At 71.5% G+C, this 23,458-nt stretch carries 26 protein-coding genes and 1 pseudogene; 9 read left to right on the top strand and 18 right to left on the bottom strand.

Annotation, left to right across the window (positions count from 1 at the left end; translation table 11 throughout):
• Positions 1-22: 22 nt before the first annotated feature.
• Both gshB and MKL11_RS09155 read right to left on the bottom strand, forming a co-directional pair.
• Positions 23-979, bottom strand: coding sequence for a glutathione synthase (gshB, locus tag MKL11_RS09160; RefSeq protein ID WP_243942420.1), 957 nt, complete (start codon positions 977-979; stop codon positions 23-25).
• Between the two features lie 46 nt (positions 980-1,025).
• Positions 1,026-1,319, bottom strand: a complete 294-nt coding sequence (locus tag MKL11_RS09155) for a hypothetical protein (RefSeq protein WP_243942418.1) — start codon at positions 1,317-1,319, stop codon at positions 1,026-1,028.
• A 435-nt stretch (positions 1,320-1,754) separates the two neighbouring features.
• Between MKL11_RS09155 and MKL11_RS09150 the strand changes: the two genes are divergently transcribed.
• Positions 1,755-1,967, top strand: a complete 213-nt coding sequence (locus tag MKL11_RS09150; RefSeq protein ID WP_243942416.1) for a hypothetical protein — start codon at positions 1,755-1,757, stop codon at positions 1,965-1,967.
• A 55-nt stretch (positions 1,968-2,022) separates the two neighbouring features.
• Positions 2,023-2,865, top strand: a complete 843-nt coding sequence (locus MKL11_RS09145) for a hypothetical protein (RefSeq protein ID WP_243942414.1) — start codon at positions 2,023-2,025, stop codon at positions 2,863-2,865.
• Between the two features lie 7 nt (positions 2,866-2,872).
• On the opposite strand, the gene MKL11_RS09140 is transcribed toward MKL11_RS09145, so the two are convergent.
• Genes MKL11_RS09140 through MKL11_RS09130 form a run of 3 tightly spaced genes read right to left on the bottom strand, consistent with a single transcriptional unit; the run spans position 2,873 to position 6,481 of the window.
• Positions 2,873-3,484 carry a hypothetical protein gene (locus tag MKL11_RS09140; protein ID WP_243942412.1) on the bottom strand — a complete coding sequence of 204 codons (612 nt, stop codon included), beginning with the start codon at positions 3,482-3,484 and terminating at the stop codon, positions 2,873-2,875.
• Positions 3,472-4,176: a DUF1214 domain-containing protein gene (locus MKL11_RS09135; protein ID WP_243942410.1), complete on the bottom strand. Its 705-nt coding sequence runs from the start codon at positions 4,174-4,176 to the stop codon at positions 3,472-3,474. Before MKL11_RS09135 ends, MKL11_RS09140 begins: the two co-directional genes overlap by 13 nt.
• 4 nt (positions 4,177-4,180) lie before the next feature.
• Entirely contained in the window at positions 4,181-6,481 is a 2,301-nt protein-coding gene (locus tag MKL11_RS09130; RefSeq protein ID WP_243942408.1) for a transglycosylase domain-containing protein, read from the bottom strand.
• 170 nt (positions 6,482-6,651) lie between these two features.
• Between MKL11_RS09130 and MKL11_RS09125 the strand changes: the two genes are divergently transcribed.
• A complete protein-coding gene (locus MKL11_RS09125; protein ID WP_243942406.1) occupies positions 6,652-7,143 on the top strand; it encodes a YcgN family cysteine cluster protein in 492 nt (163 codons plus the stop codon).
• A gap of 3 nt (positions 7,144-7,146) precedes the next feature.
• Here MKL11_RS09125 and MKL11_RS09120 read toward each other — a convergent pair whose 3' ends face one another.
• From MKL11_RS09120 to MKL11_RS09095, 6 genes are all read right to left on the bottom strand, one after another.
• A complete protein-coding gene (locus MKL11_RS09120; protein ID WP_243942404.1) occupies positions 7,147-7,803 on the bottom strand; it encodes an NrsF family protein in 657 nt (218 codons plus the stop codon).
• Complete coding sequence (locus MKL11_RS09115; protein WP_243942402.1) at positions 7,803-8,474, bottom strand: sigma-70 family RNA polymerase sigma factor; 672 nt, start codon at positions 8,472-8,474, stop codon at positions 7,803-7,805. Before MKL11_RS09115 ends, MKL11_RS09120 begins: the two co-directional genes overlap by 1 nt.
• Entirely contained in the window at positions 8,471-9,187 is a 717-nt protein-coding gene (locus MKL11_RS09110; RefSeq protein WP_243942400.1) for a DUF1223 domain-containing protein, read from the bottom strand. The genes MKL11_RS09115 and MKL11_RS09110 overlap by 4 nt, the downstream gene beginning before the upstream one ends.
• A gap of 72 nt (positions 9,188-9,259) precedes the next feature.
• Positions 9,260-10,054 carry a creatininase family protein gene (locus MKL11_RS09105; RefSeq protein WP_243942399.1) on the bottom strand — a complete coding sequence of 265 codons (795 nt, stop codon included), beginning with the start codon at positions 10,052-10,054 and terminating at the stop codon, positions 9,260-9,262.
• A gap of 110 nt (positions 10,055-10,164) precedes the next feature.
• Positions 10,165-10,698, bottom strand: a complete 534-nt coding sequence (locus MKL11_RS09100; RefSeq protein ID WP_243942616.1) for a protein phosphatase CheZ — start codon at positions 10,696-10,698, stop codon at positions 10,165-10,167.
• A 140-nt stretch (positions 10,699-10,838) separates the two neighbouring features.
• Positions 10,839-11,222, bottom strand: coding sequence for a response regulator (locus MKL11_RS09095; protein WP_007560016.1), 384 nt, complete (start codon positions 11,220-11,222; stop codon positions 10,839-10,841).
• Between the two features lie 292 nt (positions 11,223-11,514).
• Here MKL11_RS09095 and MKL11_RS09090 point away from each other — a divergent pair, with 292 nt between their 5' ends.
• Entirely contained in the window at positions 11,515-12,501 is a 987-nt protein-coding gene (locus MKL11_RS09090; protein ID WP_243942397.1) for a bifunctional riboflavin kinase/FAD synthetase, read from the top strand.
• A 134-nt stretch (positions 12,502-12,635) separates the two neighbouring features.
• Positions 12,636-12,854 (top strand): DUF2093 domain-containing protein, encoded by a 219-nt coding sequence (locus MKL11_RS09085; RefSeq protein WP_243942395.1) that lies wholly within the window; start codon positions 12,636-12,638, stop codon positions 12,852-12,854.
• Between the two features lie 3 nt (positions 12,855-12,857).
• On the opposite strand, the gene lpxK is transcribed toward MKL11_RS09085, so the two are convergent.
• Genes lpxK through MKL11_RS09070 form a run of 3 tightly spaced genes read right to left on the bottom strand, consistent with a single transcriptional unit; the run spans position 12,858 to position 15,939 of the window.
• On the bottom strand, positions 12,858-13,829 hold the full coding sequence (gene lpxK / locus MKL11_RS09080) for a tetraacyldisaccharide 4'-kinase (protein WP_243942393.1): 972 nt from the start codon (positions 13,827-13,829) through the stop codon (positions 12,858-12,860).
• Positions 13,829-15,160 carry a 3-deoxy-D-manno-octulosonic acid transferase gene (locus MKL11_RS09075; RefSeq protein WP_243942391.1) on the bottom strand — a complete coding sequence of 444 codons (1,332 nt, stop codon included), beginning with the start codon at positions 15,158-15,160 and terminating at the stop codon, positions 13,829-13,831. The genes lpxK and MKL11_RS09075 overlap by 1 nt, the downstream gene beginning before the upstream one ends.
• Positions 15,157-15,939 (bottom strand): lysophospholipid acyltransferase family protein, encoded by a 783-nt coding sequence (locus MKL11_RS09070; protein ID WP_243942389.1) that lies wholly within the window; start codon positions 15,937-15,939, stop codon positions 15,157-15,159. Before MKL11_RS09070 ends, MKL11_RS09075 begins: the two co-directional genes overlap by 4 nt.
• A 292-nt stretch (positions 15,940-16,231) precedes the next feature.
• Here MKL11_RS09070 and MKL11_RS09065 point away from each other — a divergent pair.
• Both MKL11_RS09065 and MKL11_RS09060 read left to right on the top strand, forming a co-directional pair.
• Positions 16,232-16,723 (top strand): annotated as a pseudogene (locus MKL11_RS09065) (VIT1/CCC1 transporter family protein); the annotation flags it as partial.
• 65 nt (positions 16,724-16,788) lie between these two features.
• Positions 16,789-17,697: a metallophosphoesterase family protein gene (locus MKL11_RS09060; RefSeq protein WP_243942387.1), complete on the top strand. Its 909-nt coding sequence runs from the start codon at positions 16,789-16,791 to the stop codon at positions 17,695-17,697.
• 73 nt (positions 17,698-17,770) lie between these two features.
• Here the strand turns inward: MKL11_RS09060 and MKL11_RS09055 are convergent, their stop codons facing one another.
• Positions 17,771-17,932, bottom strand: a complete 162-nt coding sequence (locus MKL11_RS09055; RefSeq protein ID WP_187277829.1) for a hypothetical protein — start codon at positions 17,930-17,932, stop codon at positions 17,771-17,773.
• A 320-nt stretch (positions 17,933-18,252) separates the two neighbouring features.
• Here MKL11_RS09055 and MKL11_RS09050 point away from each other — a divergent pair, with 320 nt between their 5' ends.
• Together MKL11_RS09050 and MKL11_RS09045 are read left to right on the top strand one after the other, a co-directional pair.
• Positions 18,253-19,647 carry an amidase family protein gene (locus MKL11_RS09050; protein ID WP_243942385.1) on the top strand — a complete coding sequence of 465 codons (1,395 nt, stop codon included), beginning with the start codon at positions 18,253-18,255 and terminating at the stop codon, positions 19,645-19,647.
• A gap of 76 nt (positions 19,648-19,723) precedes the next feature.
• Complete coding sequence (locus tag MKL11_RS09045; protein WP_243942383.1) at positions 19,724-19,888, top strand: hypothetical protein; 165 nt, start codon at positions 19,724-19,726, stop codon at positions 19,886-19,888.
• 2 nt (positions 19,889-19,890) lie between these two features.
• On the opposite strand, the gene MKL11_RS09040 is transcribed toward MKL11_RS09045, so the two are convergent.
• Genes MKL11_RS09040 through MKL11_RS09030 form a run of 3 tightly spaced genes read right to left on the bottom strand, consistent with a single transcriptional unit; the run spans position 19,891 to position 23,428 of the window.
• Positions 19,891-20,811, bottom strand: a complete 921-nt coding sequence (locus MKL11_RS09040; RefSeq protein WP_243942381.1) for an NmrA family NAD(P)-binding protein — start codon at positions 20,809-20,811, stop codon at positions 19,891-19,893.
• On the bottom strand, positions 20,808-21,950 hold the full coding sequence (locus MKL11_RS09035; RefSeq protein ID WP_243942379.1) for a M20/M25/M40 family metallo-hydrolase: 1,143 nt from the start codon (positions 21,948-21,950) through the stop codon (positions 20,808-20,810). The genes MKL11_RS09040 and MKL11_RS09035 overlap by 4 nt, the downstream gene beginning before the upstream one ends.
• Positions 21,947-23,428: a M81 family metallopeptidase gene (locus MKL11_RS09030; protein ID WP_243942378.1), complete on the bottom strand. Its 1,482-nt coding sequence runs from the start codon at positions 23,426-23,428 to the stop codon at positions 21,947-21,949. The genes MKL11_RS09035 and MKL11_RS09030 overlap by 4 nt, the downstream gene beginning before the upstream one ends.
• Between the last annotated feature and the right edge of the window lie 30 nt (positions 23,429-23,458).

The raw sequence follows: 23,458 nt of genomic DNA, 5'->3' as shown, positions 1-23,458 counted from the left end.
GCCGAGAATCAGACGCTCGGGATCAAACGCCCCTGCGCGCCGCCACCCGGGCCTCGATCGCGTCCCAGACCGCCACCGAAAGGTCGGGGCCGCCGAGCCGCTGGATCGCCCGGATGCCCGTGGGGGAGGTGACGTTGATCTCGGTCAGGTGGCCGTCGATCACGTCGATCCCGACCAGGATCAGGCCCCGGTGGGCCAGCTCCGGGCCGATCGTGGCACAGATCTCGCGCTCGCGCTCGGTCAGCTCGGAGGCCGAGGCGGCGCCGCCGCGGACCATGTTCGACCTTATGTCGTTGGCCGCCGGCACGCGGTTGACCGCGCCCATCGCCACGCCGTCGACCAGAATGATGCGCTTGTCCCCCTCGGTCACCCGATCGAGGTAGCGCTGGATCACCCAGGCCTCCCGGAAGGTGGTCGCGAACAGGTCGAACATCGAGCCGAAATTCGGGTCCTTCTCGGTGACCTTGAAGACGGCCGCGCCGCCATGCCCGTGCAGCGGCTTCATCGCCACGGTGCCGTGCTCCAGCCGGAACGCCTCGATCTCCGCCTTGTCGCGGCTGATCAGGGTCGGGGGCATCAGCTCCGGAAAATCGAGGACGAACAGCTTCTCGGGCGCGTTGCGCACCTCGAAGGGGTCGTTGACCACCAGCGTCTCCGGGTGGATCCGCTGCAGCATGTGGGTGGCCGTGATGTAGGCCATGTCGAAAGGCGGGTCTTGGCGCATCAGCACCACGTCCGCCTCGGCGAGGTCGATCCGCTCCGGCGGCGTGAGGGTGAAATGCGCACCCTCGACGTCCTGGACCGTCAGCCGCTCGACCCGCGCGGTCACGCGCCGGCCCTGCATCGAGAGCCGGTCCGGCGTGTAATAGATCAGGGCATGCCCCCGCCGCTGCGCTTCCAGCAGCAGGGCGAAGGTGGTGTCCCCGGCGATCCGGATATTCTGGATCGGGTCCATCTGGACGGCGACGGTCAGGCCCATCGAATATGCCCCTCGCCAGCAGCGCGCGACGCGACCGAAGGCGCGCTCAATCGTCTGACAGCGACTTGCTGCCGGTGCGCTTGTCGTAATCGCCGATCGCCGCGCGGCACTCGGGCGACAGACGCTTGCGGTTGCGCGTCATGCACTTGTCGGCATCCTGGCTGTTCGGATCGACGCCGGCGCAGAGCCGGAAATAGTCATTCGCGCAGCCGAGCTGCAGGCCCTGGTCCTCGCGTTGGGCGTAGGCGGGACCGGCTGCGAGCGTGACGAGCGTCAGCGCTGCCAGGGCGAGGCTCCGACGACGGTAGGCGTGCAGGGTGCGTTCCGGAACGAGTCGCATTCAGCGGTGTCCTCAAATCTCGATCGCGCGGAAAATCGATGCGGCGGTGCCCCGTCCGCTTGGGTCCGGCATATCGGTCGCGCGGGGCGGTAGGCAAGCGCCGCAGCTCCGCATGGGTTCCCCGCGCGGAACGCCGCGCCAAAGCTCCGCGCCCATGTGGCGCCGGGGCCGCATTTAGGGGCGCTATCGTACCGACAAGAAAAAGGCCCTGTCCGTGATCGGACAGGGCCTCAGTCAAAGGGAGGAAACGCCCGCCATGGGCGAAGAAGACTTAGCAAGTCGCGCGCCACTTGCCCTCGGCGCACGCTCCGATGCGGCCGAGACCCGGCAAGACTCCGTTAACCACGTCATGCTGAATGGTTTCCGTAGCCCTTGCCGACGCCCTCCGCAGGGCCCGGGCGCTGCCGCTCGAGCCGCCGACAGGAGCCGGAGACCATGCCCCCATTCACACCGCAGGTGACTTACGAGACCTGCCTGCCGATGCCCGCCAATGACGGGATGCAGGACGCACGGCAGGACGCGCCCGCGCTCCTGATCCCGTTTCCCAGCGCCGAGGCACGCCGGACGCGCCGCCTGCCGCGCTCCGACGAGCAGCGTGGCGAGATCCTGTTCTTCCTCGGCGTGCGCTACGAGCGCCTCGCCTCCTGAGCCTGCCCATGACGGTCGACCGGCCCGGCCGCGCGACGTTTCCGATGGTTTGATCATGCCTGCTCCGGACCGCCATCGGCCGATCCTCGTCCCTGGCGGAGGCAAGCGCGCGCACCGCGCCCGCAGGGCCTCCCTCCTCCTGCCCGCCGGAGCGGCGCTGGCGCTGCTCGCCGCCTGCACCCAGAGCGGCGATTTCGGCCGGCCCCGGACCGGGGTGTGGAACGGCCTGATCGACACCACCGGCAGCTTCTCGACGCGGGATCGCGGCCGGCTGCTCCTCGATTCCGGCCTGACCGACGACGAGCAGGCCCTGCGCGACCGCGCCTGGCGATTCGTGCAGCCGGCCAGCACCTTCTCGGCCTTCCAGGATGCGCTGCTCGGCCTGGCCAGCGCGCACGCGACGCCGACCTGGCGGTTCGACGAGGTCGGCGCTTATTATGAGACGCTTACCGCGGAGCCGTCGCGCTCGCCCGTATCCCGCTATCGCCAGCTCGCCGACGACGCCACGGCCGATGCCCGCTTGATCCCGATCTTCACGGCGCTCGCCGCCCGGGTCATCGACGCCGATGCCGCCCGGCTGCGCAGCCTGCCCTTCGCCAAGACCCTCGACGACGCGGATATCCGCTTGGCCGCGCAGCATGTCGCAGAGAACCGGTGCCTGATCGCCTGGGTGCGGATCGAGACCGGCCTGCGGCTCGCCCGCTACCGCTTCGCCCTGGAGCACCTCTTCGCCCAGGCCCCGGCGCCGGAATCGGTCTCGGCCGAGCGGTCCCTGGCCATGCTCGCCGCCCGCCGCAATCTGCTCGTGCCGCTGCTGCCGCCGGATGCGGCGGCGCGCTGCGGCCTCGAAGCCGCCGCCCTGCCGGTCGCCGAGGCGCCGCTCGTCGTCAAATACTGAGGCGGCGTTACCGCGCCGCAGGCTTGCCCGCAGATTCGTCCGCCGGCATGTCGGTGGTGCAGGACACCGCCTGGACCGCGGCGTTGGCCCCGGGACGCTGGCTCGGGAGGCCGGCGATTACCCGCACGACCACGACACCGCGATTGTCCGGCGCGACGATACGCACGTCCCGGCTCGGATCGTTCTCGTCGTCGTCGGCCAGCGCCTCGTCGTATTGGGCGCGGGTCAGGATCACGAGATCGAGGGCGCCGCGCACGGCGGCCTGGTCGGTCACCGCGTAGAAGGCGCCGCGCCGGGCATGCGCAGCCAGCGACAGCGACAGCGGCCCGGTTCGCGCCGAGACGCGCATCGGCCCGTCGGCGAGATCGTAGGCGCAGACGCCCACCGCCACGGCCGGGTCCGGGATCGGCAGCCACGCCTCCGGCGGGGACGGCTCGTCGCCGGTCGCCACCGTATAGATCGGCTGCGGGTGATCCAGGTTCTCGCTGGTCCGGGCGCGCGAGACCGCGTCCGTCTCGGACAGGCGCGGGATCGCCAGCACGGCGGCGATGTGCACGATCCCCGCGAGCACCAGACCGATCAGCGTGGCGTAAACGAAGCGCAGGTTCACGAGGCGCATCCCAGGCGGGTGATTGCCGGTACCGACTCCCGGTCGAGGGATCCGACACTGGCGGCGACCGGGGTGTCGTAGAGGCGCAGGGCCACGCGCACCGGGCCGCTGTCCCGGGGACTCGGCAGCCAGTTCCCGGGCTGGACCTCCGGGGCGAGCACCACCGAGAACCGCCCGTCGGCCGAACGCAGAACCTCCGTGGAGGTGAAACCCTCGCGCACGGCCGGTCGCCCGGGCTCGCGCGCACCGCGACCCGCGACCGTGAGGGTCCAGGCGCGGGCCGGGGGCGTGCCGCCGCCGATGCGATAGGAGCAGGTGGCGTCGAGCGCCTGGCCCTGGTCGTCGACAGCGGCGGTGAGCAGCAGGCCCTCTCCCACCGCCAGGGGAATCTCGCCCCGGCGGGCGTTGACGGCCCTCGTATAGGGATCGGCATTGGCCGCCCCGGCCCGGGGCCAGGCCGTCCAGGCACCAACCTTGACGCCGCCGAACGGATAGCCGCCGCGCGTCGCCCAGTCGGCGCTGGCGAGGCCAAGGACCCCGCCGAGCGCCAGGGCGTAGACGGCGAGACCGGCGACCGAACTCTTGCGCCAGACACGGGCGACCAGCCGGCCGGTGCGGCCGAGGGAGCGCGGCAGCGGCGCGGGTCGATCGTCTCCGGCCGCGGATCTGCGGCCGGGGCTTCCGGGGATCGCGAGGCTCATCGGATCATCGCAGCTCGATGCGGCCGCCGACGGACCGGGCGCCCTCGGCGACCTCGCGCGGCTGGGCCGGGGGGGCCGCGGCCCGGTCGCCCGGCTTCCGGTCGGCCTTCTGCGAGGCCTTGTCGGAGCCGCCGGCCTCCGGCCTCACCTCGCCGGCGGGCGCGCGCTCGACGGTGCGGAACAGGCCGTTCAGGCCGCCGATCACCTCGAAGGAGCGGCGCGAGAGCTTGCCGTAGGCGCTGGCATTGGGATCGATCGGGGCGGTGGGTCCGCCCGCCGCCTGCTGCTGGGCGGCGCGGGGGCTGTCCTTCAGGCCGGGCAGGCCCTTGATCTCGATGCCCTGGTGGGCCGGCTCCATCACGTCGTGCCAGAGCTGGGCCGGGAGCGACCCGCCGGTGAGCTTGTTGGTCGAGGTGTGGTCGTCGTTCCCGAACCAGACCGCGCCGACGTAATTGCCTGTGTAACCGACGAACCAGGCATCCCGGTAGGCGTTGGTGGTGCCGGACTTGCCCGCGACCTTCACGCCTTCGAGCTGGGCGCGCTTGCCGGTGCCCTCCTCGACGACCTTGTTGAGCATGAAGTTCATGTCGGCCACCACCTGGGGCGACAGCACCCGATCCGGCGGCTCGTCGGCGTGGCGGTAGATCACCTCGCCGGACGAGTTCTTCACCTCCATGGCCGCGTAGGGCTTGGCCTTGAACCCGCCGTTGGCGAACACCGCGTAGCCGGCGGCCTGGTCGATCACCGTCACTTCGTCGGAGCCGATCGGCATCGAGACGGTGTCGATCAGGTTCGAGGTGATGCCCATCCGATGGGCGGTCTCGATGATCTTGGCGCGGCCGGCCTTGGCGGCCCGGGCCTCGTGGCTGATGCCCATGGCCTTGCCCAGCGCGATCGAGATCTTGATCGGGATCGTGTTGATCGACTTCGCCACGGCGAGCCACATCGGCACCCGACCGGCATAGGAGCGGCCGTAATTCTGCGGGCACCAGTTGCCGATGCAGACCGGGCTGTCGACCACCACGGTCTCGGGCTTGAACAGGCCCGAGGCGAGGGCGGCCGAATAGACGTAGGGCTTGAACGAGGAGCCGGGCTGGCGCAGCGCGTCGGTGGCGCGGTTGAACTGGCTCTCGCCGTAATCGGCGCCGCCGACCATGGCGCGCAGCGCGCCGTCGGGATCGAGGATCACCATGGCGGCCTCGTCCACGTCGAAGGCGTCGCCGGACTTGCGCAGGATGTCGGCCACCACGTCGTCGGCCCGCTTCTGGATCGCGAGGTCGAGGGGCGTCTTGACGGTGAGCACCCGGTCGCTGCGGAGCTTGCCCGCATCGGCCATGGCCTTGATCTCGCCGAAGGCCCAGTCGAGGTAGTAGTCGGCGGTGATGTCGCGGGTGCGGGTCACCGGCGTCGCCGGGTTGCGCAGGGCGGTCTGGATCTGCCCCTCGGTGACGAAGCCGGCCTCGACCATGTTGTGCAGCACGTCGGCCGCCCGCGCGCGCGCGGCGGGCAGGTTGACGTGGGGCGCGTATTTCGTCGGCGCCTTGAACAGGCCCGCCAGCATGGCGGCCTCCGCCAGGCTGATGTCCTTGAGCGGCTTGCCGAAATAGTAATCCGCCGCCGCCACCGCGCCGAAGGTGCCGCCGCCCATATAGGCCCGGTCGAGGTAGAGCTTCAGGATCTCGTTCTTGGTCAGGTGGCTCTCCAGCCACAGGGCCAGGAACGCCTCGTTGATTTTTCTTTCGAGCGAGCGCTCGTTCGTCAAAAAGAGATTCTTGGCGAGCTGCTGGGTGATCGAGGAGCCGCCCTGCGTGCCGCTGCCGCCGCGCGAATTGTTGACCAGCGCCCGCAGGGTGCCGATCGGGTCGATGCCCCAATGCTCGTAGAAGCGCCGGTCCTCGGTGGAGACCAGCGCCTTGATCATGATGTCGGGAAACTCGTCGAGCTTGAGCGAGTCGTCGTGCTTGATGCCGCGCCGGCCGACCTCGGCGCCGTAGCGGTCGAGGAAGGTGACGGCGAGGTCCTGCTGCTTGAGCCAGTTGTCGCTGGTCAGCTGGAAGGCCGGCTGCGCGAAGGCGAGCATCAGCACGGCGCCGCCGGCCCCGAGGGTGACGGCCTCGCTGGTCAGGTCGAGGGCGAACCGCTTCCAGCCATGCACGGCGAACCGGCTCATCACCCGCTGGAAGCGCTCGTAGGCCGCGCCGGTGGAGCGGCCGCTGTCGTAGAGGCCGGCATTGACCCAGGCGTCGAACGCCAGGGCGGCACGCTCGATGCGGATCTTGATCTCGGTGAGCGTCGGCAGGCGCACGATGTCGGACCCGGCTTGTCGAGCGCCTGCGCGGCGTGCCCATCCTTAGCAGGATCCGGAACGGTGGGCGAGGCTCTGCGCAGTCTCGCGATTCGCCGCGGCCCGGCCCCGCTTGCCCCGCAGCGCCGGCTCGGGCAGAGACACGCTCTTCCCGATCGTGAGATTGACCGATGTCCAAGCCCGAGGCGCTGCGCCGCGGGGTCGCCGAGCCGTTCTGGCGGACCAAGACCCTCGAAGCCATGACGCCGTCCGAGTGGGAGAGCCTCTGCGACGGGTGCGGCCGGTGCTGCCTGATCAAGCTCGAGGACGACGAGACCGGCGAGGTCCACCACACCGATATCGGCTGCACGCTGCTCGACGGCCTGACCTGCCGCTGCCGCGACTACGCCCGCCGCCAGAAGCGCGTGCCCGATTGCGTCCGCCTCACCCCGGAGGCGGTGCGCACGATCCCGTGGCTGCCGCCGACCTGCGCCTATCGCCTGATCCGCGACGGCGAGCCGCTCTATCCGTGGCATCCCCTGGTCTCGGGCCGGGCCTCCAGCGTCCACGAGGCCGGGATCTCGATCCGCGGCCGGCTCGCCGGCAACGAGGAGGAGTTCTCCGACGACGAGCTGCCCGACCGGATCGTGGCCTGGCCGGGGTCGGATCCGGACGAGCGCTGAAGTCTAGCCGGCCCCGCGGCCGAGCAAGCGGCCGCCGGCGAGGCCGTTGAGCCCGATCACGCCCACGACCGCGACCGCGTGGATCAGCAGATCCGCCGCGGTGGAATCGTGCGGGTGGAACGGCATCAGCAGCGCGGCGGCCGCAGCAGCCGCGGCCAGTCCGCCCAGGGCGGCCGTGAGGTTCGGCCGCAGCGGGCAGGCCCGGCGCAGCATCACGACGATCAGTCCCGAGAGCGGCACCGAGACGCAGACCAGGAAGCTGAAGCAGCCGGCGATCTCCTGAGGGTGCGCTGGGCCGGTGCCCGGGGCGATCCAGTCGCGCAGGCAGCCGAATCCGCTGGCCCCGACCCAGAGGACCAGGGCCGGCAGCGGCAGCAAGGCCCAGGCCCGGGAGCGGCCCGGCACGCTGGTGGCGAAGGCCGCGAAGGCCGCACAGACCGCTGTCAGAACCGCGCCGAGCGCCGCCAGGGCCAGATCCGGCACCTGCATGCGCAGCATGAAGCCGGCGGTGTCGATCCGGCTCGCCAGGATCAGCCCGATGAGCAGCGCCGCGCCGAGCCACAGGGCGGCGCGCAGGACAGGCGAGTGCAGCGGCCGGACAGGCTCCAGGCTGCCGGCGAGATCCTCGACAAGCCGCTCGTGGCGGGCGAGATCGGCCATCAGCGCCGCTCCTGCATCAGGTTGGCGCGCAGGGCCTTCAAAGCCCGGTGCAGGTTGACCTTGAGCGCCCCCTTGCTGCGCCCGGTCAGGGCCGCGGTCTCATCCAGCGACAATTCCCGCAGGCCGAGATGCTCCACGGCCTGCCGCTGCCCGTCCGGCAGGGACGCGACCGCGCGGGCGAGGGCGGCGGCCCGGTCGCGCGCCTCCAGGCCCTGGCCGGGCTCGGGACCCGGATCGGCCTCGGCCTCGTAGGCGAGGGGATCGTGGACCTCCCGCGGCCGACGGCCGACCCGGCGCAGGCGGTCGATCGCCCGGCGCTGCGTGATGGCGCGCAGCCACGGCAGGAACGGCCGCGCCGGATCGTAGCTCGCACGCGCGCGATGCACGGTCATCAGCGTGTCCTGCACGACGTCGTCCACCGCCTCGCCGCGCACGCCCTGCGCCCGGGCGATCGCCGACACGACCGGCAGGCACGCCTTCAGCAGGGCGCGATACGCGACCGCGTCACCGCCCTGCGCCGCCGCCATGAGAGCGGCCAATTCCCCTTCGAGCGCCATCCGGGCTCCGCCGCCGATCCGTTCCACGGCCTGGGCTGAGTCTAGCGCGGTGTTGGAGTCCGGCGCCAGCGCCCATCCACGCCCCGCGACGCAGCCCGGCATGGCCAGCATCATCGCAGGCCCTCCTCCGCCCCGGCGAGGCGCTCGCCCAACCGGGCCGCGCCGAGGATGCGGCCGTCATTCGCCTGCAGCAGAAGCGCCGCCGTCTCGCCCGCCGGCGCGGCGGCCTCGAAGGTCGCCGCAGAGCCGGACCAGGGACCGAGATCCTGGATCGCGCGGACGACGTTGGCCTGCTCAAGGGTGCGCCCGGCATTCTCGCCGCGCAGGACCCGGCTGGTATGGCTCGGGTCGAAGCCGACCAGCAGGACCCGGCCGGCGCCGCGTCCGGGCCCGACCCGGGCGGCGAGGCGAGTGCCGTCGCGGACCAGGCTCACCCGGACGGCCGGTCCTGCGTTCCGCGCCTGCGCGATCGCTGCGCGAAGGGCCGCCTCGTCGGAGCCGACCAGCCCTGCCTGTCCGTCGATCACGGCCTGGGGCGTGTAGCTGGAGCCGCCGAACCGGGCGGCATAGTCGTTCTGGCGGGCGGTGGCGGCCGGAAGGGAATAGGGGTCGCGCCAGTCGAGATGGTTCCAGTAGGTGACGTGGAAGGCCAGCGGCAGCACGTCCGCCCCCTCGCGCGCGAGCCGACCGATCAGCGCCTCGGCGGGGGGGCAGGAGGAGCAACTCTGCGAGGTGAATAGCTCGACGACGACGGGGCGCTCCAGGGCTGCCGCCGGACGCACGGCGTAAAGCATCAGGGCGGCGGAGATCAACGCGACGATTTTCATGGCCGGGCCTCCAAGCACCGGCGGAGAATGCCGGCGCGTGTGACCAACCTTTCGGCCGTGTCCCGGCGCCGGTTACGCCGAGACGCCCCCGTCGAGCTCGAAACGGTCCACGTCCCGCAGCAACTCGACGAAGGCGGCCGCGCCGTGATCCAGTGCGACCTGCCCGGCCTCCGCGGAGCCCAGCCGGGCGTCGCCCATGGCCCCGGAGGGATGGAGGTCGCCCGCCTTCCAGGCGAACGCGGCGGGGCGGCCGGCGCGCAGATGGGTGAAATCCCGGACCATCGCGCGGCTGCGGGGCGGGAAATCGGCGATCCGGTCGGTCCGCACCAGATCCGGCCGCAGGGCCAGCATCAGTGCGGTCTCGACACCGCCGGCATGGATGCCGTGGGCGATCTCGTCGAGGGGAAACAAGCCGTCCGGGTAGCCGAACCGGGCCCAGGCCGTCGTGACCGCGACGAGGCCGAACCGGGCGCGCAGGTCGCCGGCCACGAGATCGATGAGGGCGCTGTTGCCGCCGTGGCTCGTGACGATCACCAGCTTGCGGCAGCCGGCCCGGTGGATCGCGGCGCCGATCCCGGTCCAGGCGGTGAGCGCCGTCCCGGTGTCGAGGGAGAGCGTGCCGGGAAACGCATCGTGCTCGTCGGATTTGCCGATGGTCTGGACCGGCAGCAGCAGCACGTCGAGATCGTCCGGCACCCGTTCACGCACTCGGGCGAGGTAGCCCTCGGCGATGATCGCGTCGGTGCCGAGCGGCAGATGCGGGCCGTGCTGCTCGATGGCGGCCACCGGCAGCACCGCGATCGCCCGTCGCATATCGCGCCGGCTCAAGTCGTCCGTCGTCAGATCGGACCAGCGCTGCGCAACCATGTCTGGGCCGGAACTTTCCTTCGACGCCGCCCTCGGCCTCTGCTTGCCGAGGGCGATCTAACCCGCACGACCGACCCGCGTCGACGGGCAGCGGACCAATTCAGGTCCGGTCAGGCGAACAGGGCGTCGATGTCGTTCTGGGACGGGGTTTCCTCGACGGCCTGGGGACCATTGAGAAGCAGGTCATCGGCGCGGGCGCGGCGGGCGATTTCGACCGGATCGGTGGAGGTGGCATCCCGGGCCTTCACGGCGCCGACGAAGCGGGCGAGCCGCTGCTCGAACAGCCGCAGGGACTCCACGACCTTTGCGATGCGCTGGCCGGTGATGTCCTGGAAGGCGCAGGCTTCGAAGATCGTGTTGATCCGCTCCTCGACGGCATCCCGGTAGCCCGGGCCGTCCGGAAGCCCGAGCATCGCTTCCGCGGCTTCCATGATCGTGTTGGTGGCCCCGGCCGTGGCGGCGACGACACTGCCGAGTTCCTCATGCGCCATGGGAATCCGGTCGCGACTCATCTCGTTCGCCCGGAGCGCGCCGATCTCCTCGCGCAGATGGGCGATGTAATCCGCGATCTCGATCAACTCGGAGATCACGGCGTGCGGTTCGCGGAACCGCATATCGGTCTGTCGCGCGGCGGCTGAGGCCATGCTCTCCTCCTGGGATCGGCGACCAGCGATGCCGGCGGCATCGCTCTTGGCGGCTTCGCTCTTGGCGGCTTCGCTCTTGGGCGCCTTCCGGCGCGCCGGGGGCTGGGCCGAAAGGCGCGTTTGGCGTGCCACGGGACTCATCAATTCCCGCAGACGGCCTCGATCTTGGACTTGAGCGTCGCCGCGTTGAACGGCTTGACGATGTAGTTGTTCACGCCGGCCTTCTTGGCGGCGATGACGTTCTCGGTCTTCGACTCGGCGGTCACCATGATGAATGGCGTGGTCCGCAGATTTTCGTCGGCGCGCACGTGCCGCAGCAGCTCGTAGCCGGTCATCGGCTCCATGTTCCAGTCCGAGATGACCAGGCCGTACTTGCGGTCCTTGAGGCGCGCCAGTGCTGCCGTACCATCCGAAGCGTCATCGACCTCTTCAAAGCCGAGTTGCTTCAGTAGATTCCGAATGATTCGGACCATCGTCTGGTAATCGTCGACAACGAGGATCGGCATGCTCAGATCGAGAGCCATAGACCAACTGCTCCGTATTGCCCGGCGGGAGGCCGCGGCGGCTCCCGAAAAGATGAACGCTTCACTAACGCCGCAAAATAGCCGCGCTGCACAGCATTTAAAATAGGGCACGCGCATTGCGAAGCCGTTAATCTGCGGGTGTGGCATTCACCGCCGGCCCCTGCGATGTCGCAGGACGGCCGGTTCGCTTGACCCTCCGGGCGCGTTTCGGCAGGGTCCGGCTCCGTCGGGCCCGATGCGGACAGCGCGGGCGCTCCCATCCGACCCTTTTCGAGTTTCCGACCCCGAATCGATGGCCTCAGGCGACGAACCGGCCACGCGGCCCTTCATGATTTGCGGCGCGGACGTGCCGATCCCGCCGGCCCTGGCCGGCGCCGTCGCGGCGATCGGCAATTTCGACGGCGTCCATCGCGGCCATCGGGTGTTGGTGGAGAATGTGCGCGCGGCTGCGCGCGAGGCCGGCCGGCCGGCGGCCGTGCTGACCTTCGAGCCGCATCCGCGCGCCTATTTCGCGCCCGACGCGCCGATGTTCCGGCTCACGTCGCTCGCCGCGAAGGAGATCGTGTTCGCCCATCTCGGCCTCGACGGGCTGATCGTGCGCCGCTTCGACGGCGCCCTGGCCGCCACGACCGCCCGCGCCTTCGTGCTCGACTTCCTGAAGGGCTCGCTCGGCCTGTCCGGCGTGGTGGTCGGCCACGATTTTCATTTCGGCCGTGGCCGCGAAGGCACACCCGCGATCCTGGCCGACCTCTGCAGCGAGGCGGGCCTCGTCTGCCGGATCGTGGAGCCGGTCGCCCTGGGCGGCGAGACGGAGCCGGTCTCGTCGAGCGCGATCCGGGCAGCCCTGGCGTCGGGCGATGTCGCCCGGGCCAACGCCCTCCTCGGCTATCGCTGGTTCGTGCTCGGCCAGGTCCGCCACGGCGACAAGCGCGGGCGCCAGCTCGGCTTCCCGACCGCCAACGTGATGCTGCCCGAGTGCGGGCTGGCGCACGGAATCTACGCGGTGCGCGTGCGCCTGGGTCCCGGCGAGGTCCGCGACGGTGTCGCGAGCTACGGCCGACGCCCGACCTTCGACGACGGCGCGCCGCTCCTCGAAGTCTATCTGTTCGATTTTTCGGGCGACCTCTACGGGCGCGAGATCGCCGTGGAATGCGTCGGCTACATTCGCGGCGAGGAGCGATTCGACAGCGCCGACGCGCTGATCGCGCGCATGCATGTGGATGCCGACGCGGCGCGGGCCATCCTGGCCGCCGATGCCACGCCGTCGATGCTCGCCTGAAGCCACGAACGCCGCGCACCATCCCGAACGGTCGTCGCCGGGGTTCGGAAAAAGGTCATGCGAATCAAAAATCTAGACCCTTGCCCGGGATCCGATATCTAGGATGTGACGGCGGGATCGATCAGGAGGCGGATGTGCTGGGTCGCTATGAGCGCGGACATAACGGCGAAGCGGTCGTCCAGTATGGGGACGGGACGATGCGGGTGGTCAAGCCGGGCAGCTTCGTGCGCTGCGCGGTGACCGGCGAGCCGATCCCGCTGGACGAGCTGCGCTACTGGAGCGCCACCCGGCAGGAGGCCTACGCGTCGCCCGAGGCCATTCTGAAGCAGCTGAAGGAAACCGGGCGGCCGTAGCACTTACAGCGCCTGGCGGATCTGGCGGCGCAGGGCGTCCGGGTGGTCCAGCACGAGGCGCACCCGCAGCACCTGAACCCGGGCCGCGAAGGCGGCCGGGAGCCGCACGGCATCCTTCTCGGTCGTTACCAGCTCCGCTCCCAATCGCTCCGCTTCCGCGGCCAGGGTCGCGAGGTCCGTCGGGCGATACGGGTGATGGTCTGGGAAAAGCCGCTCGGCCGCAATCACGGCGCCAATGCCACGCAGCGTCGCGAAGAACTTTTCCGGGCGGCCGATCCCCGCGAAAGCCAGGCAGCGCCCTCCGGCCAGATCAGGTCCGTCCGCGGCCACCTGCGCCCGGTGGACCGGCAGCCCGCGCTTCTCCGCCATCTCCGCCAGCCAGGCACCGGGCGCGCCGTCGCCGACCACGATCAGGCCGGCGACGTGGGGCCATTGCCGTTCGAGGGGCGCCCGCAGGGGACCCGCCGGGAACGGGCGGCCGTTGCCGATGCCGGCTGCGCCATCGATCACCGCCCAGGCGAGGTCCTTGGCGAGCGTCGGGTTCTGCAAGCCATCGTCCATCACGATCACGTCGGCCCCGAGCGCCCGGCACAGGGCGGCCCCGGCCGGCCGGTCCCGGGACACGACCGTCGGCGCGTGACGGGCGAGCAGCAGCGGCTCGTCGCCGACATCGGCCGCGGCATGTACATTCGGATCGACCCGGACCGGGCCGGACAGGCGCCCGCCATAGCCGCGGGACAGGAAGGCCGGCCTGCGGCCGAGCTCGGTCAGCAGGGCGGCGACGGCCATCGCGGCCGGTGTCTTGCCGGCCCCGCCGAGGGTGAAGTTGCCCAGGCACAGGACCGGGCAGCCCGCCCGGGCGCCGGGGCGGTCCATACGCCGGGCGGTGATGGCACCGTAGGCGGCGCCGAAAGGCGCGAGGCTGCGCGCAATCGGGTGTCCGGCCCCCGCCGCCCAGAAGCGCGGCGGCCGCATCAGGCCCGCGCGAGCGGCCGCGCGAGATCGCCCCGGTCGAGCCGCTGCAGCTTCATCTGCGCCACGAACGGTTCGAGCACCGCGAGCGTGCGCCCGACCGCGCCCTCGAACGGCCGCAGCGCCCTCGGCCCGGCCTGCACCATGCCGGCGAGACGCGCCGGATCCCCCAGGAGCTCGCCGGCCATGGCGGCCAGCTCGACCCCATCCCGCACCGGCAGGGCGGCGCCGGCGAGGTCGAGGGCGCGATAGACCCCGTCGAAATTCCCGGTGTGTGGCCCGTGCAGGATCGCCGTATCGAGGCGCACCGGCTCGATCGGGTTCTGGCCGCCATGCGGGACCAGGGATCCGCCGAGGAACGCCAGCGGAGCGAGCCGGTAGAACAGGCCCATCTCGCCGATCGTGTCGGCGACGTAGACCTCGACGGACGGATGCGGACGACCGCCGCTGGAGCGCCTCGCGCTGCGCAGGCCGTAGGCGGCCGCGGATTCGGCCGCCTCGCCGCCGCGGCTCGGATGCCGGGGCGCGAGGATCGTCAGGAGCCTCGGAAACTGCACCTTCAGCACCGCGTGGGCGTAGGCGATGATGCTGTCCTCGCCTTCATGGGTGCTCGCCGCGACCCAGACCGGCCGGCCGGCGATCATGCCACCCAGATAATCCAGCTGCTGCGGATCGACCGGGGGTACCTGGGCGTCGAATTTCAGGTTGCCGGTGACGCTCACCCGGGGGGCTCCGAGCTTGGCATAGCGTGCGCCGTCGTCCTGGGTCTGCGTGAGGCAGACCGCGATCCGCGACAGCAGGGCCTTGGCGGTGCGCGGGCAGCGCTCCCAGCCCTTGAACGAGCGCTCCGACATGCGGCCATTGACCAGGATCAGCGGGATCTCGCGGGCGTCCAATTCCAGGATCGTGTTCGGCCAGATCTCCGACTCCGCCACGATGGCGAGGTTCGGCTGCCAATGGGCGAGGAACCGCGAGACCCAGCGCGGCGCGTCGAGCGGCACGTATTGATGCACCGCGCCGGGCGGCAGGCGGGATCCGATCAGCTCGGCGGCCGAGCGCGTCCCCGTGGTCACCAGCACCGAGAAGCCGCGGGCGATCATGCCCTCCACCAGCCCGATCAGCGACAGGACCTCGCCGACGCTGGCGCCGTGCATCCAGGCGAGCGGCCCGACCGGGCGCGCCCGGCCGGGCAGGCCGCGCCGCTCGGGCAGACGCCGGGGATCCTCCTTGCCGTGATGGGCGCGCCAGGCGAGGAGGCCGGCGAGCGCCGGCTCGCCGACGCGCAGGCCGGCCCGGTAGACCTGCAACGGCAGGGTCACGGACGGCAGCTTCACGCGGATTCTCCCACCGGGCTGGTCGCCGCCGCAGGCGCGCCGCGATAGAGCGCGGCGCGGTCGGCGCGCCCGACCAGCGCGTAGGCGCGGGCATGCACCCGGTTCATCTCGGCTTCGAGGCGCCGCCTGAGTGCCTCGAACTCGTCGCCCGCGCAGTCGCGGGCGACGTAGATCGGCTCGCCCAGCACGACCGCCCCCCGTCCGAAGGGCAGGCCGAGACAGGCCCGGTCCCAGGACTTGAAGCGCAGGTGCCGGCTCGTCACAACGGCGGCCGGGACGATCGGGCGGCCGGAGAAGCGCGCCAGCGTCAGGATCCCCGCATCGCAGCGGCGCGAGACCTTCGGGACGTCCGCGCTGAACGCTACCGATTCGCCCGCCTTCAGGGCCCGCAGCATCGCCCGCAACCCTTCGGCGCCGCCCTTGGCGCGCAGGTCGGTCGTCCGGTCCCGGCCGCGAGCGCCGGACGCCCGGATCACGCGCACGCCGAGATGCTCCAGCGCGATGGTGTTGATGTTGCCGTCCGGGTTCTTCGAGATGATCGTGGCGACCCGGTCGCTCGGCCGGCGCATGAACGGCATCATGATGTGCTGGCCATGCCACATGCCGGCGATGAGCGGCACATGCGCGTCGATCCACCCGTCCGCAGCCGCGTGGCCGGCCGCGTCGGCATGCACCTCGAAGCGGTTCGTAGCCTGCACGAGCCGCAGATATCCGGCCGCCACGCGCCCGAGGACACGCTGAACGGCGGGATGGCGGAGGAGACGCTTGCCGAGACTCATGAGACGCTTGTGGCAGCCGGAGCGGCGCAGCCCGAACGGACCGGGCGCGGATTCGTCCGTCCATGGTCTAGTCCCCGTCGCCGAGCCAACGCAACTCGATCGACCATCCGACCGACGGGCACGCCCGGCTGCCAAGCGCGGGGCCAACGCGAAGGCCCGGTGATCGCAGAGAAAATTCATCGCCGAGACTTGTTTAGATCAGTTCTAAATTGTAGATTAGAACTCATATAAACAGGAGCATGACATCATGGCAGCTGCCTTCGAGAGTGGGATCGACGCCGTCGCCGAGGCCCGGCGAGCCTTCGCCTTGCGTTACGTTCAGCCCGGCCTCGCCGGCCTGATCGACGGGTCGGTCTCCACCCTGGCGCCGATCTTCGCGGCGGCGTTCGCCACCGGCCATAACGGGGCAACTTTCCTGGTCGGGCTCGCGGCCTCCGTGGGGGCCGGCATCAGCATGGGCTTCACGGAGGCGCTGTCCGACGACGGCAGCATCACCGGGCGTGGCGACCCGTGGGTGCGTGGACTGGTCTGCGGGGTGATGACGACGCTCGGCGGCCTCGGGCACACGCTGCCCTACGCGATCCCGGACCGGCTGCCGCCGGGCTGGCCGAACCCGTTCCTCCTAGCCACCAGCCTCGCCGTCCTGGTGGTGATCGTCGAGCTGATCGCGATCGCGGCGATCCGCACGCGCTTCATGGCGACACCGTTCTGGCGCGCGGCGCTGCAGGTGATGCTCGGCGGCGCGCTGGTGCTGGCGGCCGGGATCCTGATCGGCAGCGCTTGACGCGCGGGCCCGCGACCGCGATGCGGGGCGCGTTCCGTGCCCCTCTCGAGCGTTGATCGTCGGCCTTGACCTTCCGCCTGGCCCATCTCAGTGACCCCCATGTCGGCCCGCTCGGCCGCGTGCGCCTGCACCAGCTCATCGGCAAGCGCGCCACCGGCTACGCCAACTGGCGGCGCGGGCGCTCGCGCAGCCACGACATGACCGTGCTCGAAACCCTGGTGGCGGACCTGAAGCAGCAGGGGGCTGCGCACGTCGCCTGCACGGGCGACCTGTGCAACATCGGCTTGCCCAGCGAGTGGGAGACCGCACGCACGTTTCTCGAAGCGTTGGGCCCGCCCGAGACCGTGAGCTTCGTGCCGGGCAATCACGATGCCTATGTCCGCGGCTCGCTGGAGGGCCTGCTCACGGCCTGCAGCGGCTACACGGGCGACGATTCGGGCTCGTCCGGCCGCTTTCCCTATCTGCGCCGGCGGGGTCCCGTGGCGCTCATCGGCCTGTCGAGCGCGATCCCGACGAAGCCGTTCGTGGCCACCGGTCGCCTGGGACCGCCGCAACTCGCCGCCGCCGAGGCCCTGTTGCGGGCGCTCGCCACCGAGCCGGGCAAGCCGTTCCGTGTGGTGATGATCCACCATCCGCCGCAGCCGGGGGGCGCCGCGGCGGGTCGCGAACTCAAGGATGCCGCCGCCTTCACGGCGATGATAGCCCGCGCCGGGGCCGAGCTGATCCTGCACGGCCACAACCACACCACCACCAGCGCGTTGGTGCCGGGGCCGGCCGGCGGCTTCGTGCCGGTGATCGGCGCGCCCTCGGCTTCGGCGCGGCCGGACGGCCATGGCGGCCTCGCGCCGCGCCGCGCCTCCTACCTGCTCTACGAGATCGCTCGGAATGGGGCTGGCTATGCGGTCAGCGCGCGGCGGCGCGGCCTCGACGCGGCGGGAGCGGTCTGCGACCTCGGGCCAATCGCCCTGGATTGACGATCGCGGGGCGCAGCCTCGTCGATCCCGAGGCCGGCCGCGCCCATCCGTGGGCCGGCCTCGGCAGGCAGAATCAATGGCTCGCGGCGGCGAGTTCGGACCGTTGCTGCTGGCTGATGCTGGCTTCGTAGCGCTCGGCCTGCAGGCGGGTGAGGCCGCTGATCAACGCGAGCGTCCCGCGGTAGACTGTGTAGGTGCCGTCGTGAGTCGGCTTGACGCGAATCATCTCTGCCATGGAAGCCTGCCTTGTTCTGGAGGTTGCCTGTCTTCGTCGGAGGAGAGCGATCCTTTTTGCTGATCTGGCCGGTCGAACGCCCGAACGTGAAAGAGGTTATCAATCACTCTATGTCTGGCAAGGGCCGGCTACGGCGAAATGCTTAGCTGTCACTGCTGCAATGCGGCAAGCCGTTGCCGCCGCTCGCAATCGTCGCCTGCTCAAAAAAGCGGCCGGTCACTTGCATAAAGAATAAGGCCGCGACCGCCGGGGGCAGACCCTCGCGCGGCACGGATCCGGAGCGAATCTCGGCCCCGCGGGGCTCGGCAAAGGGACCACGCATGCAACTTTGGCGTCTGACCGCGACCGACCTCTCGGCTATGATTCGCACCGGTCAGGTCTCCGCCCGGGAGGTGGCTGAAGCCGCCCTCGGACGGCTCGACGCGGTCAACGGCCGGATCAACGCCGTGGTCGAGCACCGCCCGGAGGCGGTGCTGGCGCAGGCCGAGGCGGTCGACGCCGCCCGTGCCCGGGGCGATGCTCTCGGGCCGCTGGCGGGCGTGCCAGTGACGATCAAGGTCAATGTCGATCAGCGCGGCTTCGCGACCACGAACGGGCTGCGCCTCCAGCGCGACCTCGTGGCGTCCGACGACAACCCCGTGGTGGCCAATCTCCGCCGGGCCGGGGCGGTGCTGCTCGGGCGGACCAACACGCCGGCCTTCTCGCTGCGCTGGTTCACCACCAACCAGTTGCACGGTGAGACCAGGAACCCGCGCGACCCGGCGCTGACGCCGGGGGGCTCGTCCGGCGGGGCCGGGGCCGCCGTGGCGGCCGGGATCGGGGCGATCGCCCACGGGACCGACATCGCCGGCTCGGTGCGCTACCCGGCCTATGCCTGCGGCGTGCATGGCCTGCGCCCGAGCCTCGGCCGGATCCCGGCCTGGAACGCCTCGTCGCCCGAGCGCGGGATCGGGCCGCAGCTCATGGCGGTGTCGGGTCCGCTGGCGCGCAGCATCGCGGATCTGCGTCTCGCCCTCCACGCGATGGCGGCCTCCGACCCGCGCGACCCGTGGTGGGTTCCGGCGCCGCTGGAAGGCCCGGCGATACCGCGCCGGGCGGCGCTCTGCGTGCGCCCCGGCGGCCTCGCGGTGGTGCCCGAAGTTGAGGCCGCGTTGCGCGACGCCGCGCGGCGGCTGACCGACGCCGGCTGGGCGGTCGAGGAGATCGCCGACACCCCGCCGATCCGCGAGGCGAGTGCCTTGCAACTCCAGCTCTGGCTCGGCGACGGCTACGCAGCGACCCGGGCCGCGGCCGAGCGCGAGGGCGACCCGGCGGCCATCGACCTACTGGCGTATTTCCGCGAGCCCGCGGAGGCGATGCCCCCCGACGCCATCGCCAAGGCGCTGATCCGGCGGGCGACGCTCGCCCGGGACTGGTCGGTCTTCCTCGCCGAGCATCCGGTGCTGCTGGTGCCGGTCTCGGCCGAGCTGCCGTTTCCCGACGGGCTCGACCGGACCGGCGAGGACGGGATCGCGCGCGCCTTCGAGGCGAACCTGCTGCAGGTCGGCCTGGCGCCGCTCGGCGTCCCGGCGCTCACCGTCACCACCGGCCTCGTCGGACGCACGCCCGTGGGCGTGCAGCTCGTCGCTGCCCGCTATCGGGAGGATCTGTGCCTTGCGGCGGGCGCGGCGATCGAGGCGCCGGGCGTGCCGGAGATGCCGATCGATCCAGTCTGACCCAAACCCGTCTGCCGCCAGGGAACCGGATTGCAAGGGCCTCGATTATACAACCAATAGTTGTGCGAGGCCCCCGATGTCCGTGATTGCCACCGCAGGCTGCGTCGGAAGTTCTCTGATCTGTGCGCTGGCGGCGCCCTCGGGCCCGTTGCTGGCCGTAGCGGGCTTCTTCGGCGGCGGCACGATCGGAGGAATGATTGGCGCCGTAGCGATCGCGGCCCTTGGCTGGGGCCGCGCCTGATATCACCCTCGACCGCGCGGCCCGGCAGTCTCCGCTAGGAAGGACTGGACCCTGGTCCAGCGCAGGCCCGGGTAGCGGTCCGTGTCGAGGGGCGTCAGCCGGGCGCGGCCCTCGAACATATCGCGCAGGTACTGCATGCCCTGCCAGGCCGGGAACACCGCCCCGCGCCCGGGCGCGAGGGTGCGGGCGACGCGGATCATCAGACCCAGGGAACCAAGGCCGCCGGCGCGCAGCGTCCGATAGCGCGCACCCCGCGCCGCGCTCGCGGCTTCGGCGAGATCGCGGGCGCTGAGGCTTTCGCCGGCGATGCGCAGCCAGCGCGGCGTCTCTGGATCCAGGGCGGCCCGGGCCGTGAAGGCGGCGGTGTCGTCCTTGGTGGTGAAGTCGAGGATCTGGTCGGCGCGGCCCCAGTGGAGGACCCGGCGCGGGCGGTGGAGGATCAACGGCGCCTGCCCGTCGAGCAGTTCCATGAAGGCGCCGCTGAGCACCGAGGTCGCCTGGATCGGCGCAGCATCGAGGCGTGCCCGGAAGGCGCGGCGCAGGTCGAGGTTGCGGTTCCCGCCCGGCGCGGTCCTGGCGTAGTCGATCGAGAAATCCGACGGGATGAAGCGCGGCACCCCGGCTCGGACGGCGCCCTCCAGCAGGGCGGTCTGGACATCGATCACCGTCGCGCTCAGGCCGTTGACGGCCGAGACCACGCAGGCCGCGCCCGCGCAGGCGGATTGCCAACTCCCGGGACGGCCGGGGCCGGCCTCGACCACGCGGGCGCCCAAAGCCGTGAGCGGCGCGATCCGGGCGCGATCCGTCCCGGGCCGGACGAGGGCGGTGACCGCCGCGCCCTCGCGCCGGAGCGCCCGCACGATCCGCAGGCCGAGATCGCCGGTGGCGCCGGCGACCGCGACCGTCACGGGGTCCGGACTCACGATCGGCCCGCGGTGCCGAGATTGGCGAGCAGAGCCGCGAACAGCCGCGCCCGCTGGGGCAGGGTCTCGATCAGCACGTGCTCGTCGAGGGTATGGTAGCCCTGGCCGAGCGGCCCGAGGCCGTCCAGCGTCGGGATGCCGTTGGCCCCGGTGAAGTTGCCGTCCGAGCCGCCGCCGGCGCTGCGATGGGGCAGGGGCTGGCCGAGTGCCTCGCTCAGGGTCCGCGCCCGATCGTAGAGGGCCAGGCAGCCGGCATCCGGCTCCCAGACCGGCCGGGTGACGCCCCGGGTCACGGAGAAGCGCACGCCGTCCTGCTCGCCCGACAGGGCCAGCATCCGCTCGACGCCGCGGTCGAGATCGGCCTGGCGCTTGGCCATGCTCAGCGCCTGCCCGCGGCACAGGGTCGGGACGCAATTGACCCATTGGCCGCCCGAGACGATCCCGGTGGAGACGGTGCAGTCGGCATCCGACAGGCCGTCGATCGCCAGGATCATGCGCGCCATGGCGCGGATCGCCGAGCGGCCCTCATGGGGCGAGGCGCCGGCATGGCTCGGGCGGCCCACGGCCTCCAGGTCGAAGCGCGCGATGGCGTAGCGGCCGGTGACGACGCCGTTGTCGGCCTGGCCGGGCTCCGGCACCAGCACGAAGGCGTGGCGGGCGGCCTCGGCCTCGATCAGGTCCCGGGTCGCGGGGCTGCCGACCTCCTCGTCGCCGGTGAACAGGAAGGTCACCGGCAGCGGCGTCTCGATCCCGGCGGCCGCCAGGGCGCGGATCGCCGCGAGGGCGATCACGTTGCCGCCCTTCATGTCGAGAATGCCCGGTCCGTAGGCGCGGTCGCCCACGATCCGCCAGGGCAGGCTCGCCAGGGTGCCGACCGGATGCACGGTGTCGAGATGCCCGAGCACGAGGATGCCGGGCCGGTCGCGGTGCCGATGCGGGAAGCGGGCGCGCACGCAATCGCTCAAGCCCATCCGACCCGGGACGGTCTCGACCGCGGCCCCCGCGACGGCGAGGTCGCGGGCGGCCAGGCCCACCATCCGGTTAACCGCGGCGGCATCGTGGGTCGGGCTCTCGCATTCCACCCACGGGCGCAACGTCGCCAGGATGGACTCCGCGTCGAACGGCAGGTCCGGGATCATCGGGCGCTCTCGGCGGGGGACTCGGTGAAGGGATCGGCCACCTTGGGCCAGTAGCGGCCCGAGCGCTTGGTGTAGGGGATCGCGCCGTAATCCGGCGGGACCGCGCCCGGCGCCGCGACGTAGCGGACCTCGCTCGCGATCGGCGCGAAGGCGGCGTAGAAATGCTGCATCGACTTCACCACCACGATCCGCTTGTCGTCGAGCGTCAGCCCCAGCCCTGAGAAAGCGTCGGGCGCGAAGGCCTGCTGGCGGATATGGGTCAGGACCACGTGGATCCCGTCGGCCTCGACCCAGGCGGCGGGTCCGAGGCGGGCCCGGCCGCCGCTGAGGCCGCCCTGGCTGTGATCCTCGGAGAGGCCGCGCACGGTGATGCGCAGATCCACCGGATCGCCCGAAGTGACGCCGCACTTGCCGCCGATGCGGAGCACGAAGGTCGCGCCGAGCCCGGCCTCGTGGCAGATCCCGACTGCGCCGGGATCCCAGATCAGGCCGAGTGCCACGTCCTTGATGCCGCGCTCGGCGAGCCGGGCCAGGATCGCGGTGTTGTCCGAGGGCGCGCCGGCGCCAGCATTGTCGGCGAAGTCGGCCAGCACCATCGGGCGCGGGTCGTCCGAGGCCAAGGCCGCGTCGATGGCGGCATCGATGCCGTCGCAGCGACTCGCGGCCTCCTCGCGCATCGCCCAGACCTCCCGGGCGAGGTCGTCCGCCAGCGCCTGCGCCTTGGCGGCATCGCCGTCGGCGACCACCAGCATCCTGGCGCCGACATCCGCCACGTCGCCCCAGGGGAAGCCGTGCCCGAAGGAGACCGACAGGATGCCGTCCCGGCCCTCGAGCGCCTCCATCCGGCGCACGAAGCCGGCGACCGGCTCGCGGGTGGTGCGCCACATGTTGATCATCCGGCAATCGGCATAAGCCATCACCGGCCGGATGTCCTTAGCGACCGTGCGCATCACCAGCGGGTAGAGGTCGCGGGCGCGGTCGACGATGTCGGTGTGGGGATACTCCTTGTAGATCACGATCACGTCGGCGCTCTGCCGCATCGCCTCGGTGAGGTGGCAATGCAAGTCGAGCTCGACGCCGATCGTGGCCTCCGGCCCGACGATTTCGCGGGCCCGCTCCAGGGTGTCGCCCTCGCAATCGTCGTAGCCCTCGGCGACCATGGCGCCGTGCATGAACAGCAGCACCGCATCGACCGGCATCGCGGCACGGAGATCGTCGAGCAGCGCGTCGCGCAGTTCCTCGTAGACGGCCCGCAGGGTGATCCCGCCCGGCTGCGCGAAGGTCGAGAGGCTCTCGACGACAGTATGCCCGTCCGCCTCGGCCTGCTCGCGCCAGGCCTTGAGGGCGATGTTGCTGAGCCGGGGTGGGTTCTTGCTGCCGTCCCGGCGGGCATAGTCGGCCAGGAAGGCCGCGCGGCCGGTGGGCAGGGGCGCGAAGGTGTTGGTCTCGGTGGCAAGGCCGGCGATGAAGATCTGCAAGGTCTTTCGGTCCCCGTCTTCGGCCGGCCA

The sequence above is a fragment of the Methylobacterium sp. J-077 genome (assembly GCF_022829365.1).
Lineage (GTDB): Bacteria > Pseudomonadota > Alphaproteobacteria > Rhizobiales > Beijerinckiaceae > Methylobacterium.
This window is presented reverse-complemented; position numbering and strand designations above follow the sequence as displayed.